Annotated in this window: 17 protein-coding genes; 13 read left to right on the top strand and 4 right to left on the bottom strand. The window is 63.3% G+C overall.

Annotated features, from left to right (window positions below; genetic code table 11):
- The first annotated feature begins 121 nt into the window (after positions 1–121).
- Together AB6802_RS04770 and AB6802_RS04765 are read left to right on the top strand one after the other, a co-directional pair.
- Entirely contained in the window at positions 122–1,060 is a 939-nt protein-coding gene (locus AB6802_RS04770) for a kinase (RefSeq protein WP_371008876.1), read from the top strand.
- Positions 1,054–2,127, top strand: coding sequence for a PLP-dependent cysteine synthase family protein (locus tag AB6802_RS04765; RefSeq protein ID WP_371008875.1), 1,074 nt, complete (start codon positions 1,054–1,056; stop codon positions 2,125–2,127). The genes AB6802_RS04770 and AB6802_RS04765 overlap by 7 nt, the downstream gene beginning before the upstream one ends.
- On the opposite strand, the gene AB6802_RS04760 is transcribed toward AB6802_RS04765, so the two are convergent.
- Positions 2,122–3,384, bottom strand: a complete 1,263-nt coding sequence (locus AB6802_RS04760; protein WP_371009312.1) for a threonine synthase — start codon at positions 3,382–3,384, stop codon at positions 2,122–2,124. The two genes, AB6802_RS04765 and AB6802_RS04760, sit on opposite strands and share 6 nt — an antisense overlap.
- A gap of 203 nt (positions 3,385–3,587) precedes the next feature.
- Here AB6802_RS04760 and AB6802_RS04755 point away from each other — a divergent pair, with 203 nt between their 5' ends.
- From AB6802_RS04755 to AB6802_RS04740, 4 genes are all read left to right on the top strand, one after another.
- Complete coding sequence (locus AB6802_RS04755) at positions 3,588–3,854, top strand: helix-turn-helix domain-containing protein (protein WP_371008874.1); 267 nt, start codon at positions 3,588–3,590, stop codon at positions 3,852–3,854.
- 168 nt (positions 3,855–4,022) lie between these two features.
- Entirely contained in the window at positions 4,023–4,754 is a 732-nt protein-coding gene (locus AB6802_RS04750) for a LuxR family transcriptional regulator (RefSeq protein ID WP_371008873.1), read from the top strand.
- Between the two features lie 66 nt (positions 4,755–4,820).
- Positions 4,821–5,435, top strand: a complete 615-nt coding sequence (locus tag AB6802_RS04745) for an acyl-homoserine-lactone synthase (protein WP_371008872.1) — start codon at positions 4,821–4,823, stop codon at positions 5,433–5,435.
- A gap of 117 nt (positions 5,436–5,552) precedes the next feature.
- Positions 5,553–6,251, top strand: a complete 699-nt coding sequence (locus tag AB6802_RS04740) for a winged-helix domain-containing protein (RefSeq protein WP_371008871.1) — start codon at positions 5,553–5,555, stop codon at positions 6,249–6,251.
- Between the two features lie 72 nt (positions 6,252–6,323).
- Here the strand turns inward: AB6802_RS04740 and AB6802_RS04735 are convergent, their stop codons facing one another.
- The 3 genes from AB6802_RS04735 to AB6802_RS04725 are packed head-to-tail and all read right to left on the bottom strand — an operon-like array spanning position 6,324 to position 8,408.
- Positions 6,324–7,100, bottom strand: coding sequence for an amino acid ABC transporter ATP-binding protein (locus tag AB6802_RS04735; RefSeq protein WP_371008870.1), 777 nt, complete (start codon positions 7,098–7,100; stop codon positions 6,324–6,326).
- The gene (locus tag AB6802_RS04730) at positions 7,100–7,759 is read right to left on the bottom strand and encodes an amino acid ABC transporter permease (RefSeq protein WP_371009311.1); all 660 of its coding nucleotides are present in this window, start codon (positions 7,757–7,759) and stop codon (positions 7,100–7,102) included. Before AB6802_RS04730 ends, AB6802_RS04735 begins: the two co-directional genes overlap by 1 nt.
- On the bottom strand, positions 7,749–8,408 hold the full coding sequence (locus tag AB6802_RS04725) for an amino acid ABC transporter permease (RefSeq protein ID WP_371008869.1): 660 nt from the start codon (positions 8,406–8,408) through the stop codon (positions 7,749–7,751). The genes AB6802_RS04730 and AB6802_RS04725 overlap by 11 nt, the downstream gene beginning before the upstream one ends.
- Positions 8,409–8,797: 389 nt before the next feature.
- Between AB6802_RS04725 and trbB the strand changes: the two genes are divergently transcribed.
- The 7 genes from trbB to trbL are packed head-to-tail and all read left to right on the top strand — an operon-like array spanning position 8,798 to position 15,312.
- Positions 8,798–9,781, top strand: coding sequence for a P-type conjugative transfer ATPase TrbB (gene trbB, locus AB6802_RS04720; protein WP_371008868.1), 984 nt, complete (start codon positions 8,798–8,800; stop codon positions 9,779–9,781).
- Positions 9,778–10,110: a TrbC/VirB2 family protein gene (locus tag AB6802_RS04715; protein ID WP_371008867.1), complete on the top strand. Its 333-nt coding sequence runs from the start codon at positions 9,778–9,780 to the stop codon at positions 10,108–10,110. Before trbB ends, AB6802_RS04715 begins: the two co-directional genes overlap by 4 nt.
- Positions 10,110–10,391 carry a VirB3 family type IV secretion system protein gene (locus tag AB6802_RS04710; RefSeq protein ID WP_371008866.1) on the top strand — a complete coding sequence of 94 codons (282 nt, stop codon included), beginning with the start codon at positions 10,110–10,112 and terminating at the stop codon, positions 10,389–10,391. The genes AB6802_RS04715 and AB6802_RS04710 overlap by 1 nt, the downstream gene beginning before the upstream one ends.
- A 10-nt stretch (positions 10,392–10,401) precedes the next feature.
- Complete coding sequence (gene trbE / locus AB6802_RS04705; RefSeq protein ID WP_371008865.1) at positions 10,402–12,852, top strand: conjugal transfer protein TrbE; 2,451 nt, start codon at positions 10,402–10,404, stop codon at positions 12,850–12,852.
- A complete protein-coding gene (trbJ, locus tag AB6802_RS04700; RefSeq protein WP_371008864.1) occupies positions 12,849–13,607 on the top strand; it encodes a P-type conjugative transfer protein TrbJ in 759 nt (252 codons plus the stop codon). Before trbE ends, trbJ begins: the two co-directional genes overlap by 4 nt.
- Before the next feature lie 11 nt (positions 13,608–13,618).
- Positions 13,619–13,936 carry a putative entry exclusion protein TrbK-alt gene (gene trbK-alt / locus AB6802_RS04695; protein ID WP_371008863.1) on the top strand — a complete coding sequence of 106 codons (318 nt, stop codon included), beginning with the start codon at positions 13,619–13,621 and terminating at the stop codon, positions 13,934–13,936.
- A gap of 2 nt (positions 13,937–13,938) precedes the next feature.
- Positions 13,939–15,312 (top strand): P-type conjugative transfer protein TrbL, encoded by a 1,374-nt coding sequence (trbL, locus tag AB6802_RS04690; protein ID WP_371008862.1) that lies wholly within the window; start codon positions 13,939–13,941, stop codon positions 15,310–15,312.

Genomic DNA, 15,312 nt, shown 5'->3' with positions numbered 1-15,312 from the left:
CAGCATCGCCTCGCGGCCGGCCCGTTCGTCAGGAAGCCGTCAATACCTGAATTCCTTGAGGGCGGCTGCCAATCGTCGGCGCCATCTTCCCGCGTGGCGAGAAAGCGTGGGGGAGATGAAAATGGCTGAGGCCGGCAATCTTATGAGCCGTGAAACGATGAAGTCGTCGGTGGGGACAGCGGCGGCGATTGGGCACCACGGCGAACTCATCCAGGGCGTCTTCAAGGATGATGGCGGGCGCCTTCATCGCGGGCTCGTGACGCTGCCAATTGCCGGCTTGAGATCGGAGGCGCGCTTTGCCAGGAGCGACGCAGATGCGGTCGTTGTCCACCCCGATCAAAAGGTCAAGGCGTCGGCCGCCGCGCGCCTCACGCTCGATCTCTTGAACGTCACCGGCGGCGGCGAGCTGACGCTTCAAAGCGCAATTCCCGTGGGGCACGGCTACGGCTCATCGACGGCGGACGTTGTCGCTTCCATTCGTGCTGTCGCCGCGGCCGTTGAGGTCCAGTTGCGGCCCTCAAGCATCGGGCGTCTGGCCGTGGCTGCCGAGCGCGCCAGCGACGCGATCGCGTTCGATGATCACGCAGTGCTTTTCGCCCAACGCGAAGGCACGGTGATCGAGAATTTCGGAGGCTCCCTGCCGCCGCTGCTTCTGGTCGGGTTCAAGGCAAATGGCGGGGTTCCGGTCGATACATTGCAGCTGCCGCCCGCACGCTACGACAGTGTCGAGATCCAGGAATTCGGCGTGCTGCGGGCGCTGGTGGCGCGGGCGGTTCGCCTTCAGGATCCCTATCTTCTCGGACGCGCCGCCTCGGCCAGTGCGGTGATCAGTCAACGGCACTTGCCGAAACAGGGCTTCGGCGAGATCGCCGAAATCGCCCGGCGAGCCGGGGCGTGCGGGGTGCAAGTCGCCCATAGCGGTTCGTTGTTCGGCCTGATTTTCGATCTCTTCGCATCGAATCTGAAGCGACGCGCGGCCCTGGTCGCCCAACAAATAAGACGTGCCGGCTTCAAGGATGTCGAAGTCCATCTGGTCAATGCGGAGGGCTGGACATGGTGACCCTCGACGTGGACTATTTCAGGGACCTTGAGACCCCGCGCCTTGCACGCCTGGCGCCAAATCTCGTGGCCGCGGCGTTTCCGCTGATGAAGCTGATGCCGGCCCGCTACATTCTGGATCGGGCGGCGTCGAATGGCGAGCTGAAGGCCGGATCCCATATTGTCGAGACGACGTCCGGCACGTTCGGAATGGCGGTGGCGCTGCTGGCCGCGGCGCGTGACTATCGCCTCACGCTCGTCACCGCTTCAACGCTGGTCGATGCCAAATACAAAGCCCGCCTGGAGCGGATCGGCGCCACGGTCATCGCCCTTGACGATCCGCGCGGCGATGGCAATCAGCCTGGGCGGCTGGAGCGCCTCCAGGAAATCCTGGCCAACGAGCCGGACGGCTTCTGGACCCGCCAATACGACAGTCCGTGCAACTGGCTTGCCTATGCGCGGCTGGCCGAACTTTTGATCCGGGCAATGGGCAGGATTGACTGCCTGGTCGGCTGCGTCGGTACTGGCGGCTCGCTATGCGGCACCGCGTCGTTTTTGCGCACGGTCTTTCCGCATCTGACGGTGTTTGCCGTCGATACCCATCGCAGCATCCTGTTCGGACAGCCCGTCGGCAAACGGATGCTGCGCGGCTTGGGCAACAGCGTACTGCCTAAAAATGTCAGGCACGAGCTTGTCGACGAGATCCATTGGGTTGGCGCCTATCCGGCTTACATGACCGCGCATCGTCTGCTGCGCGAGCACGGCCTCTTCATGGGGCCGACCAGCGGTGCTGCCGCGTTGGTGGCGCAATGGGTTGCAACGACCCTTCCGGATGCGCAAGTGGCGGTCATCATGCCTGACGAAGGCCATCGCCATGCCGAGACTGTCTACAATGATAACTGGCTTGCGGCTCTGCCTGGCTGGCCCTGCAAGGAACTGCCCGGGCCAAGGACGCTGACCACCGTCGCACCGGCCGCGGAGACGCAATGGACGCGCTTTCTTTGGCTGCGTCGCAGCCTCGACGATGTGCTGAAAACGCAGGCAGCAGGCGAGGTGCCATCGGCTGTTGGTGCGCCGGAAAATCTATGAAGCGAGATCCAGCCCGTTCTTGTCGAGCCAGCGCCAGGCATCGGCCGTCGTCTGGAAGACCTGATCGTGTTCGTTCGATCTGGCGGACCGATCGAGGTCCTTGAGACCGCTGGCTGTCACGACGGCGACGACGCGGTCCGTGGCTGCGATGACACCTTGGTCCTTCAATGTCGATATCGCCATCAGCGGTGTGACCGATGCCAGTTCGGCAAAGATCCCTTCGTCCCGCGCAAGGCGCTCCTGCATTGCGATCAGGCCGTGATTGCTGACAGGGACGGCGTGCCCGCCGGATTCGCGCAGCGCCTTCAGCGCCTGAAAGGCGCTGCGCGGCGTGCCGATCGATACGGCAAGGCTGTCGAAAAGCATTTTGTGTTCACTCAACGCATCGGCGCCGCTGGCCAGAGCGTCCGCCAGCGACCCATGCACTTCCGCCGCGACGAGACGAGGCAGGCGCGTGATCGACCCTTGCGCGAACAGCTCGCAAAAGCCAGCCCACACGCCAGACAGGGCATCGCCGTAGCAGACCGGCAGGACGCACCAGTCTGGCGCCGTGCCATCTGATTGCTCGACGATCTCGTAGGCGATCGTCTTGTAGCCCTCGATGCCGAGTGGATGGCTGCCGACGACGGGACCGTGATAGGGCGAGGCGATGAACCAGTCGTATCGGGCCGCCGCCTGTTCAAGCAGCGACCATCGGTCCATTTTGCTGACCAGGGGCAGGACCGTCGCGCCATATTTGCGGATCTGCGCCAGCATCGCGCCCGCCGATCCCGCAAAGGTGGTGACGATGCATTTCATTCCCGCGCGGGCAGCATAGGCAGCCAGCGAAGCGCCGGCGTTTCCCGATGAGGCGGTCGCGACGATTTTCGCGCCACGCGCGCGCGCCACGCTGATCGCGATGGTCGAGAAGCGGTCCTTGTGCGACCAGGTCGGATTCCGGCCTTCGTCCTTGATTGCAAGATCCGGCACGCCGAGAAACGCACCGATACGCGGCGCGGCAAGCAATGGTGTCAGCCCCTCGCCGAGGCTCACCGCCTCCGCTTCTGTGCAAGGCAGCATATGCGCAAAACGCCATAGCGAGCGCGAGCTGGTGGCGCCGGCCAAGAGGGGAGACTGCGGCGCCGCATAGACCGGGCGAAGATTTGCCGGCGCGGTGTCTTGGCACCGCGCGCATCCTTTGGAGTTGATTGTGACATCGGCGGGGTAGGAAGCGCCGCACCGGATGCAGACGAGTTCCAGGACCCGGCTCTTGTCCATCTCGGGACGGCCAATCTCGCCTGAGGAATACGCGGACATGTCGTGCGCGAGGTCGCGAAACGGCTGGCTCGCCATGGCTATTCCTCACCCAAGGAAACGATGAATTCGCTGGTTGTTTCAAACAGCCAACAGCACGGCTGTCAATGCGGAATGTGCACTATAGTGTGTCGCACCATAGTGCGCGTCGTAGCATCCGTTGTTTGATGAAACTTCGCGGCGTTTTTGGCCTGAACGTGCAGCGGCTTCGAAGAGAGAGAAAGCTCTCTCAGGAGCAGTTGTCTTTCGTTTCGGGCCGCACGCGCGCCTATATCAGCAGCGTCGAGGCCGGACGGCGCAACGCCACGCTGGATACAGTTGAAATTTTAGCCAAGGCCTTGGATGTCGAGCCGCAAGAGTTGGTTTCGGCAAGCCCGGCAAATAAGCGAGCTATTCGGGCGACGAAACCGACCACTTCAAAGTCGACCGATTGAAGCCAGACTTCCACAATGAAGTGCCGATCTGATTTTCACTTATCTCGTCTTTGTGATGCGGGATTGACTCCTTCAGTGTACATTCGATGTATGTGCCATTGAAGATCGTGTCTGGACACCCATAGGTTGTTCCGCGGGGTAGGGCTTGACTGTGGTTGAGGTCTGCCAATGGAGAACAAAACTGTTGTCGACCTTTTTGCAGCGATCTCGAAGATCGACGCTGCGCGGTCGGCTGATGCAATCCTTCAAGAGTTCCGTTTAGCCGTGGAGCGTTACGGATTGCGCAATTTTCTGATCACCGGACTGCCCGTGCCGCACGACACGGATTGGCAGCGTGAGATTCTTGGCGATGGCTGGTCTCCTGAGTGGCATCGCCGCTACGTCACCGAGGAATATTTCTTGCACGATCCTTGTGTCGCCCAGTGTCGACACTCGCAAGAGCCTTTCCGATGGGGCGAGCTGCCGGCCGCAAGGCTGGTTCCACGGGCGAAGCTGGTAATGGACGAGGCGGCCGAGTTCGGGATGAAGGAAGGCATCTGCATCCCTATTCATGTCCCATTGGCCGGGCCAGGCGTCGTCACGATGGCGAGTGACCGCATCGAAGTTCCGGCAAGCGCCATGCCCCTTATCGAGACGCTTTGCGTACATACCTTTCGCAGCCTCTCAGGGCTGGGAACACCGACGAGCGATGGCGATGAGCCCATGCCCTTGACGGCGCGCGAGCGCGAACTCCTGGAGTGGAGCGCGCAAGGCAAATCCACCGATGACATCGCTTGTATCCTCGGTGTTACCAGGAACACGGTCGAAAGCCATCAGCGCAACATTCGCGCAAAGCTCGACGCGATCAATGTCGCGCACGCCATCGTCAAGGCGCTGCGACGACAGGAAATCCAGATTTAGCAATACCTGAATACCGTCATACGTACCGCAAGTCCGTTTTCCTACGACCCTCCGCCTGGAGGCGTCATGGTTCGTATACATCTGGTCACTTGGGACAACAGGAAGCACTACAGGAAAGTTCTGGAGCGCTATTTTCGGATAAGGTACGAGATTTACGTCAAGCAAAGGCGTTGGCGCGCCGTCGCCCGGCCCATCAACATCGAGATCGACGCCTTCGACAACGAGCATACGCTTTATCTTCTGGCGCTTGACACCAACGGCAAGATCGTGGGCGGCTCGCGTCTCGTGCCGACGCTGCAGCCGCATCTCATGAGCGAAGTCTTCCCGGTTCTCGCCGGCGGCAGGCCTCCAAGAGCCGCGGAAATCTTCGAATGGACGCGTTTCTTCGTCGTTCCATCACTTCGCACGCAAGGCGCCCCGTCGCCGATCGCTGGCTTCGTTCTTTGCGGTCTGCTCGAGACCGCTCAGCGTCTGGGGGTTCGACAGATCAGTGTGGTGTGCGAGACATTCTGGCCAAAACGGCTGCGCGCGCTCGGCTGGACGCTGACCGAGCTCGGTGACGTTCTCGAACATCCCGACGGCGATATCATCGCGCTGCTGATTGATGTCACGCCCGAGGCTGTTGAACAGACGCGCCGCGCCTACGGCATCAGCGGCGTCATACTCGCGGACAGCATCTAGGCTCGTAACCAGGCACTTGCGGAAAGCCCGAGAGGCGTCGATCGTAGGGTGTATTGTCATCGCGCCCATTTGCGCGGTAGTCAGCGCTATGATGCGTCGAAATCGGTTGATGGACTCATGAAGCCGCTGGTCCTGATCGCCTCGAAGGACCCGGACTTTTTCCTGGTCTTCGGGCACATACTTTCGGTAGCCGGCTTCGAAACACAGCTGATAACGGGAGACCGGGAGATCGCACGCGCCATCGAGGCGGCATCCCCGCTTGCCGTGATCATAGACTGTCATCCGGGCGACCGTGCAGTGGCCAAACAATGCGCGTGGCTGAAGTCCACCGCCGCAACCAAAGGAACTCCGGTCGCAGGCCTAGTTGCCCCGCGTTCGGGCAAGCTGCATCTGGACTTGATCAAGGCTGGCGTCGACGAGATATTTTCGCGGCCGTTCGCCCCCGAACAGCTTTTGGCCTGGCTGCATGGCAAAGCGGGCCTTGCCAAGCTATCGCGCCAGACGGACTCGGGTGAGTTGGTGCAGGGCGATTTCCGGCTGGAGCGGCAGAATCACCGGACATTCTTCAGGCAAAGAGAAATCGTGATGCCACCGATCGAGTTCAAGCTTCTGCGCAGCCTTTTGGCGCAGCCTGGCAAGGTCTTCAGCCGCGAGGAATTGGTCGCGAGCGCGTGGCCTGAACATGCCGCCGCAACCGACGTGCGCGGCGTCGACGTCCATATCGCCAGGCTGCGCAAAAGGCTTCGGGCGTCCGTGGGAACCGACGTGATCCGGACGGTCCGCTCCGCTGGCTACGCTTTCGCGCCGGACTGGTGACCTGCTCGGCGATTCCGGCATGTGGCGCGCTTGCGCCGATTGCTGGCATGCAGGTGCTACACGCATCTGCTCTCAATGGCTCAGGATGGTATCCAGGAACAGCCGGGCGCGTGGGTGCGCCCCTGCTGAGAAAAAGTCTTTGGACGAGGCATGCTCGACAACGCGGCCTTCGTCCATGAAAACGATCTCACCCGCGACTTCGCGAGCGAAACCCATTTCATGGGTCACGCAGACCATGGTCACGCCGCTTCCTGCCAGCGCGATCATGACGTCGAGGACTTCCTTGATCATTTCCGGGTCAAGCGCCGAGGTGGGTTCGTCGAACAGCATGATGCGAGGATTGAGGCAAAGCGCGCGCGCGATCGCCACGCGTTGTTGTTGGCCGCCCGAGAGCTGGGCCGGGTAGGCCTGCGCCTTTTCAGGGATGCGCACCGCTGTCAGATGCTGCATGGCGATCTCTTCGGCCTCCCGAGCCGGTTTCAGGAGAACCCGGCGCAGCGCCAGCGTGCAGTTGGCGAGCACGGTGAGGTGCGGAAACAGGTTGAAGCTCTGAAACACCATGCCTGTCTTCCGGCGCGCCTTCGTGGTATCGCGGGCATTCCGTCCCAGTGCTATCCCGTCAAGCTGGATCGTTCCCTTCTGGAACGGCTCGAGACCGTTGATGCAGCGGATCAAGGTCGACTTGCCGGAGCCGGACGGTCCGCAAACGACGATGCGTGCGCCCGCTCCTACGGAAAGATCGACGTTTTTCAAAACGTGCAGGGCGCCGAACCATTTGTTGAGGCCGTCGATCCGGACATGAGGGATGGATTGAACGGCCGAGACTGGAGGTGGGGCCTGAGCAAGCATCAGCGGCGTCCAACTGCAAGCAGGCGCTGCTCGATGCGCTTCACGCCATAAGCAATGAGCAGCGCCAAGGCGAGAAACAGAATGCCGGCGACGGTCAGCGGCTCTGCGTATCGATAGGTTTCAGACGCGATATCGAAGGCGCGTCCGAGCATTTCGGGCACGGCCAGGATTGCCAGATACGGCGTCGCCTTGAGGATCGACACAAGATAGTTGCCCAACGGTGCGGCGACGTTGCGCAACATCTGCGGCGCGATGACGAAAACGACCGTGTCGCGGCGGGTGAGCGACAAGGCTCTGGCCGCTTCCTGCTGGCCCTTCGGGATCGCGTCGATGCCCGTTTTGAACACCTCCGCCAGATAGCCGCTGTAGTACAGGCTCAGCCCCAGTATGCCGACCGTCATGGCGCCAAGCCGGATCCCGTAGAAGGGCAGGACGAAATACAGGAAATAGAGCCAGGCCAGAACCGGCGTCGAGCGGATGAAGTCGATCAGGAAGCGGACAGCGAGACCAGTCACACCACCCCTGCGGCGCGTCATTTCGAAAGTGAAGCCAAGCGCCGAAGCGCCGAGGCAACTCAACACCGTTGCGAGCAGGGTCGTTCCGATCGCCCCGATGATCGTCGGAACCGTCGATAATGCGAAATCGAAGTTAAATCCCACGCGGCGTTCCTCTTTCAGGATTGACCCGCGCCTCGAGCCAGCGGCCGGCAAGTGCGATCGGATAACAAACGACGAAGAAGGCCAGCAGCAGCGCCGAATAGATCGCGACGGGGTCGTAGTCGGTCTGCGCGATTTCCTTGGCGCGGAAGGTCATGTCCGTCAGGGTAACCAGCGAGACGAGGGAAGTCGCCTTGACGAGCTGGATAAAGTTGTTGACGAAGGTCGGGCTCATCGCGACCAGCGCCTGCGGCAGCTCGATCAGGAGCAGGATCGCCGGGCGCGAGAGGCCGAGCGCCATGCCCGCCTCGCGTTGGCCGGCGGGCAGAGACTGCAACCCGGCGCGAACCGCCTGGCTGGCATAGCCGCCGGTGTTGAGACCGAGCACCAAGGCACTGACGGTCAGCGCCGACAGCGTGACCCCCATCACCGGCAGCACGTAATAAAAGAAGAAGAGCAGGACGACGACCGCTGAGCTACGCCAGAATTCGATCACGGCGGTAACCAAAAAGCGCGTCATGCCGGTGGTCAGAAACTGCGCGACGCCGAAGACGAGCGCGAAGGGGACCGCAAAGACCAGGCCATAGGCCGTGACCTCTGCGGTGATACCCAGCCCTTGCAGAATGCCCAGCCAGATGTGGAGCATGTTCATGGGGTGCCACCACTCTTCGTCAAGGCCGGCGGCGACGATGTCAGTGTCGTTTCGGCTTCCCGGAGGAGGGCGGTTTTGCGCCGGGAAATTGCGCCCTCCGGACCGGATCTCATGACACCCTCCGCGCCGTGGAAAGAACGATGCCTGTAGGCGCAGGCCATCGGTGGCTCTCTCATAAACCGGGCGGGAGTCGCGTGTCAATAAACATAGATAAAATATTGCAGAAGTACATATTAAAGTGCCGCTGCCGCCGGCGCCGCCGTTGGCCGGTAATTGCACGCCACGCTACGATGACGCCTGAAACTCGTTGAATCGGACCGCTTCAGGGCTGTTTTGATCGTCTCCGACCGGCCGCTGTTCGATGCGCTCCCGGCTCAAACGGGGACAGGATGGCTATATTGCACAACGATGCCGAGGGACGCGCGCGCAGCTCGCGCATGCTGCGCACCGCGCTCGGACCCGCCATCGCCCGGTTTCTCGACGATCCCGCGATCGTTGAAATAATGCTGAACCCGGATGGCCGTATCTGGGTGGATCGGCTTTCGGAAGGCCTGGCCGATACAGGGGAAATGCTGGCGCCTGCCGTTGGCGAGCGGATTGTGCGCCTGGTCGCCCATCATGTCGGCGCCGAGGTCCATTCCCGTTCGCCACGCGTCTCGGCCGAGCTGCCGCAGACCGGCGAGCGTTTCGAGGGCCTGTTGCCGCCCGTCGTCGCAGCACCCGCCTTCGCCATCCGCAAGCCCGCCGTCGCCGTGTTCACGCTCGATGACTATGTCGCGGCAGGCATAATGTCCGCCGGGCAGGCCGCGATATTGCGCGCCGCCGTTGCCGGCCGCTTGAACATCCTTGTCGCCGGCGGCACATCGACTGGCAAGACCACCCTCACCAACGCGCTGCTCGCCGAAGTGGCGAAAGGGATGGATCGGGTCGTCATCATCGAGGACACCCGCGAACTGCAGTGCGCCGCGCCCAACCTTGTCGCAATGCGCACCAAGGATGGCGTCGCCACGCTCGCCGACCTGGTTCGCTCTTCGCTGCGCCTGCGGCCCGATCGCATTCCCGTCGGCGAGGTGCGTGGCGCCGAAGCACTCGACCTCTTGAAGGCATGGGGAACCGGGCACCCCGGCGGCATCGGCACCCTTCATGCGGGGTCCGGCATCGGCGCCCTGCGCCGCTTTGAGCAACTGATCCAGGAAGCCGTCGTCACTGTCCCGCGTGCGTTGATCGCCGACACGATCGGCCTCGTCGCCGTCCTGTCGGGACGTGGCACCGCGCGACGGCTTAGCGAACTCGTCCGGGTCGAGGGTCTTGGCCCCGACGGCGATTATCGCATTGCTGAAGCCACGCCAATCAACCCAGGAGAAACCCCATGATCCGCCTCCTTGCACGCCGCCACCGCCACCTGGCCGCGAGGGCCACCACCCTTGCCGTCAGTCTCCTGGTTGCGTCGAGCGCCCATGCGTCAGGCTCCTCAATGCCGTGGGAACAGCCACTCGAGAAGATCCTGCAGTCGGTCGAGGGACCGGTTTCCAAGATCATGGCCGTCATCATCATCATCGTCACCGGCCTGACGCTAGCCTTCGGCGACAGTTCGGGCGGCTTCAGGCGGCTCATCCAGATCGTTTTTGGCCTTTCGATCGCCTTTGCGGCGTCGAGTTTCTTCCTGTCATTCTTCTCGTTCGGCGGCGGAGCGCTGATCTGATGACAACCGCTCTCGAGCAACTCGACGCCGTGCCGGGGTGGACGGTGCCCGTCCACCGGGCGCTGACCGAGCAGATCCTGCTCGGCGGCGCGCCGCGCGCAATCGCGATCCTGAATGGCACGCTGGCGGGCGCTGTCGGTCTTGGGCTGCGGCTGTGGCTGGTCGGTCTCCTCATCTGGGCAATCGGACATTTCACGGCCGTATGGGCCGCCAGGCGCGATCCGCTGTTTTTCGAGGTTGGGCGCCGGCACCTGCGGCTCCCCGGACATCTTTCGGTTTGAGGGCGGCGCCATGATGAGCCTTGCCGAATACCGCCGAACCGCTGCTCGCCTTGCCGACTATCTGCCGTGGGCCGCTCTCGTCGCGCCGGGCGTCGTGCTCAACAAGGATGGCAGTTTTCAGCGCACCGCAAGGTTTCGCGGCCCCGATCTCGACTCCGCCGTCGCGGCAGAGCTTGTTGCGGTGGCATCGCGCATCAACAATGCCTTTCGTCGCCTCGGCTCGGGCTGGAGCGTCTTTGTCGAAGCGCAGCGGCACGAAGCCGCCTCCTATCCCGAGAGCCAGTTTCCCAATGCGGCCTCCAGCCTGCTCGATGCCGAGCGCAAAGCCGATTTCGACGAGGAAGGGGTTCATTTCGTATCGAGCTACTTTCTCACATTCCTGTTTTTGCCACCGCACGAAGACGCCACGCGCGCCGAGGGGTGGCTTTATGAGGGTCGCGACCAGTCGGGCGCGGATCCGGGCGAGATCGTGCGTGCCTTTGTCGACCGGACAGAGCGCGTGCTGTCCCTGCTCGACGGGTTCATGCCGGAATGCCGCTGGCTCGATGACGGCGAAACGCTCACCTACCTGCATTCGACGATTTCGACCAAACGCCATCGGGTGCGCGTCCCCGAAACGCCGATCTATCTCGATGCGCTGCTGGCCGATGAACCGCTCGCCGGCGGGCTCGAACCGCGGCTTGGCGACAAGCATCTTCGCGTGCTCTCGATTGTTGGCTTCCCGACCGCCACGACACCCGGCCTGCTTGATGACCTCAACCGGCTGGCCTTCCCCTACCGATGGTCGACCCGCGCGATCCTGCTCGACAAGGTCGACGCTGTCCGCCTGTTGACCAGGATACGGCGGCAATGGTTTGCGAAGCGCAAGAGCATCGCCTCGATCCTCAAGGAGGTGATGACCAACGAAGCGTCAGCGCTCCTCGACACCGACGCCGCCAACAAGGCGGCCGACGCCGACACAGCGTTGCAGGAGCTCGGCGCCGACATGGCGGGCATGGCCTATGTCACCGCGACCGTCGCCATATGGGATTGCGACCCGCGCGTGGCCGACGAGAAATTACGGCTTGTCGAGAAAGTCATCCAGGGGCGCGACTTCACGGCGATTGCCGAGACCGTCAACGCCGTCGACGCCTGGCTCGGCTCCTTGCCTGGGCACGCCTACGCCAATGTCCGTCAGCCTCCCATCTCAACGCTCAATCTCGCCCACATGATGCCGCTGTCCGCCGTGTGGGCGGGGCCGGAACGGGACGAGCATCTGGTCAGTCCTCCCTTGCTTTACGGCAAGACCGAAGGCTCGACCCCGTTCCGGTTGGTCCTTCATGTCGGTGATGTCGGGCATACGCTGGTCGTCGGCCCCACTGGCGCCGGCAAGTCGGTGCTGCTCGCGCTGATGGCGCTGCAGTTCTGCCGCTACCGCAACGCTCAGATCTTCGCCTTCGATTTCGGCGGCTCTATCCGCGCGGCGGCTCTCGCCATGGGTGGCGACTGGCACGATCTTGGGGGGCACCTCACCGAAGGCATGGACGCCTCCGTTTCGCTGCAGCCGCTCGCCCGGGTTCATGACACATATGAGCGCGCCTGGGCGGCTGACTGGATCGTCGCGATCCTGATGCGCGAGGGCATCCAGATCACCCCGGACGCAAAGGAGCATATCTGGGCGGCGCTGACGTCGCTTGCCTCGGCCCCGGTCGAGGAGCGCACCATCACCGGGCTCAGCGTGCTTTTGCAAGCCAATGACCTGAAACAGGCATTGCGCCCGTACTGTGTCGGAGGCGCTCACGGCCGATTGCTTGACGCCGAGGCGGAACACCTCGGTCAGGCGTCGGTGCAGGCGTTCGAAATTGAAGGACTGGTGGGTACGCAAGCCGCGCCGGCCGTCCTGTCCTATCTGTTTCATCGCATCGGCGACCGGCTCGACGGGCGTCCGACGCTGCTCATCATCGACGAAGGCTGGCTTGCCCTCGACGACGAGGGGTTTGCCGGGCAGTTGCGCGAGTGGCTGAAGACGCTGCGCAAGAAGAACGCCAGCGTCGTCTTCGCCACCCAGTCGCTTGCCGATATCGACAGTTCGACCATTGCGCCGGCGATCATCGAAAGCTGTCCAACCCGGCTGCTGTTGCCCAATGAGCGCGCGGTTGAGCCGCAGATTACCGCCATCTACCGGCGCTTCGGCCTGAACGACCGCCAGATCGAAATCCTGGCGCGAGCGACACCCAAGCGCGACTACTATTGCCAGTCCCGTCGCGGCAACCGTCTCTTCGAGCTCGGCCTGTCCGAGGTAGGGCTGGCCCTTTGCGCCGCGTCCTCGAAGAGCGATCAGGCGATGATCGGCAGCGTCCTCGCCGAGCATGGCCGCCACGGCTTCCTGGCGGCCTGGCTGCGTGCCCGCGACGTCGGCTGGGCCGCCGACCTCATTCCCAACCTCAACCTCCCCGAACCTGAAAAGGATCCGCAATCATGACTGTTCGTCAAAGCCGCCCACGCGCCCATCTTATGGTCGCGGCGATGCTCGCCGCGCCGGTCGCCATCCCGCCGATGATGACTGCCCCAGCCTATGCCCTCATCGTGTTTGATCCATCGAACTATTCCCAGAATGTTCTGACGGCCGCGCGTTCGCTGCAGCAGATCACAAACCAGATCACCTCGCTTCAGAACCAGGCCCAGATGCTGATCAACCAGGCGCGCAACCTGGCGAGCCTGCCTTTGTCCTCGCTGCAGCAACTGCAACAGTCGGTGCAACGCACGCAACAGCTTCTCGGGCAAGCACAAAACATCGCCTTCGACGTCCAGCAGGTCGACAAGGCCTTTCAGCAGCAATACGGCAGCGTCTCGCTCTCTGCATCCGACCAGCAGCTCGTCACGGACGCGCGCTCGCGCTGGCAAAACACGGTGGGCGGCCTTCAGGACGCCATGCGCGTCCAGGCAGGCGTCGTCGGAAACATCGAGACCGGCCGCGCACAGATGTCGGCGCTGGTCGGCGCCAGCCAATCGGCGACGGGAGCGCTGCAGGCGACGCAAGCTGGCAATCAGCTGCTTGCGCTCCAGGGCCAGCAGCTCGCCGACCTGACCGCCGTGGTCGCCGCCAACGGCCGCGCCCAGGCTCTGACCGAGGCCGAGCGTGCCGCCGCGGTCGATCAGGGCCGCGAGCAACGCCGCCGCTTCCTGGCGCCAGGCTCAGGCTACGAGGCCGCCTCGGTGCAGATGTTCAACCGCTGAGATCGATGGCCATGGACGCAAGAACGCTCGCTCGTATGGTGGCTGTCATCTTTGTCGCGGTCGCCGTCACGGCGGCCGCGCTCGGTATGAGCCTGAAGGAGAACAAGCCGGCGGGCGAGGGCGCGCACACAACCGCAGGCGTGATGCCGAACCCGCTTCACGACGGTCTGCGCCGCTGCCAAATCCTCGGCGAGGCTGCTCTGCGTGACGATGGATGTGCTCGGCTATGGGCCGCACAGCGCGATCGCTTCCTCGGTCTGAAGGAGCCATCGGGGAGTTCGATTGTCGAGCCGGAGGCGCCGGATGCTGCGCTGCACGAGGCCCGATAGAGATGGGCAATACCGGTGTCATCGACCAATTCCTGGCCACTTTCACCCGCTACATCGACAGCGGTTTCGGCCTGCTCGGCGGCGAGGTCGCCTTCGTCGCCACCACGCTGATCGTCATCGACGTCACGCTCGCCGCGCTCTTCTGGAGCTGGGGCGCTGATGACGACATTCTTGCGCGGCTTGTGAAGAAGACGCTTTTCGTCGGTGTCTTCGCCTATCTGATCTCCAACTGGAACGGTCTCGCTCAAATCGTCTTCGAGAGTTTCTCCGGTCTTGGTCTGAAGGCGAGTGGAACCGGCTTCTCGGCACAGGACCTGCTGCACCCCGGCAAGGTGGCGCAAACCGGTCTCGATGCGGGACGACCATTGCTCGAGGCGATCTCCGGTTTGATGGGTTACGTCTCCTTCTTTGAAAACTTTATCCAGATCGCTTGCCTGCTCTTTGCCTGGGTGCTCGTCCTGCTCGCCTTCTTCATCTTGGCCGTGCAGCTCTTTGTGACGCTGATCGAGTTCAAGCTGGCGACGCTGGCCGGCTTCATGCTGATACCCTTCGGCCTCTTCGGCAAGACTGCCTTCATGGCCGAACGTGTGCTCGGCAACGTCGTTTCGTCCGGCATCAAGGTTCTTGTGCTTGCCGTCGTCATCGGCATCGGGTCGACGCTCTTCGGCGAGTTCACCCACGGCTTCGGCAGCGAGAACCCCACCATCGACCAGGCCATGGCGATCGTATTGGCGGCGCTGTCGCTGCTTGGCCTCGGCATCTTCGGTCCCGGCATCGCCAACGGCCTCGTCGCCGGTGGACCGCAGCTTGGCGCCGGTGCGGCCGTCGGCACTGGCCTTGCCGCGGGCGGCATGGCGGTTGCGGGCCATGGCGCGGCCGGCCTGGCGGCGCGAGGTGGGACAGCCGCTTTCTCGGGCGCGATGTCAGCCGCGCGTGGCGGGACGTCACTCGCTGGTGGCGCCTCGGGCGCTTATATGCGTGGCGCGGCGGGCCAATCTGGCGCGGCAGGCATCGCCGCCGGCTTGGGCGGCATTGCACGTGCTGGCGCTTCGGCAGCCTCCTCCCCCCTCAAGCGCGCTGCCGCAAACACCGGTCAGTCGCTTAAGTCCAGCTTCGCCTCCGGCGCCAGTTCGGCCGCTGAAATGACCGGCGGTTCGTCGACCACCATGGGAACGATCGGAGGCGCCGCGTTGTCAGACGCGGCTCCTGCGTCCGGCGTGGGCAAGCCATCCGGCACTCACGGACAGCCGGAATGGGCCAGACGCTTGCAGCGCTCTCAACGCCTCTCTCATGGCGCCCAGACCGCCGCCCACGCGGTGCGCGCCGGCGACAGCCATGGCGGCGGAGCTTCGATTTCTCTTTCCGAAGGCAAATGA

Source organism: Mesorhizobium sp. RCC_202 (assembly GCF_041355295.1).
GTDB lineage: Bacteria > Pseudomonadota > Alphaproteobacteria > Rhizobiales > Rhizobiaceae > Mesorhizobium.
Note: the sequence above shows the minus strand (reverse complement) of the source record. Positions and strands in the feature narration are given on the sequence as shown.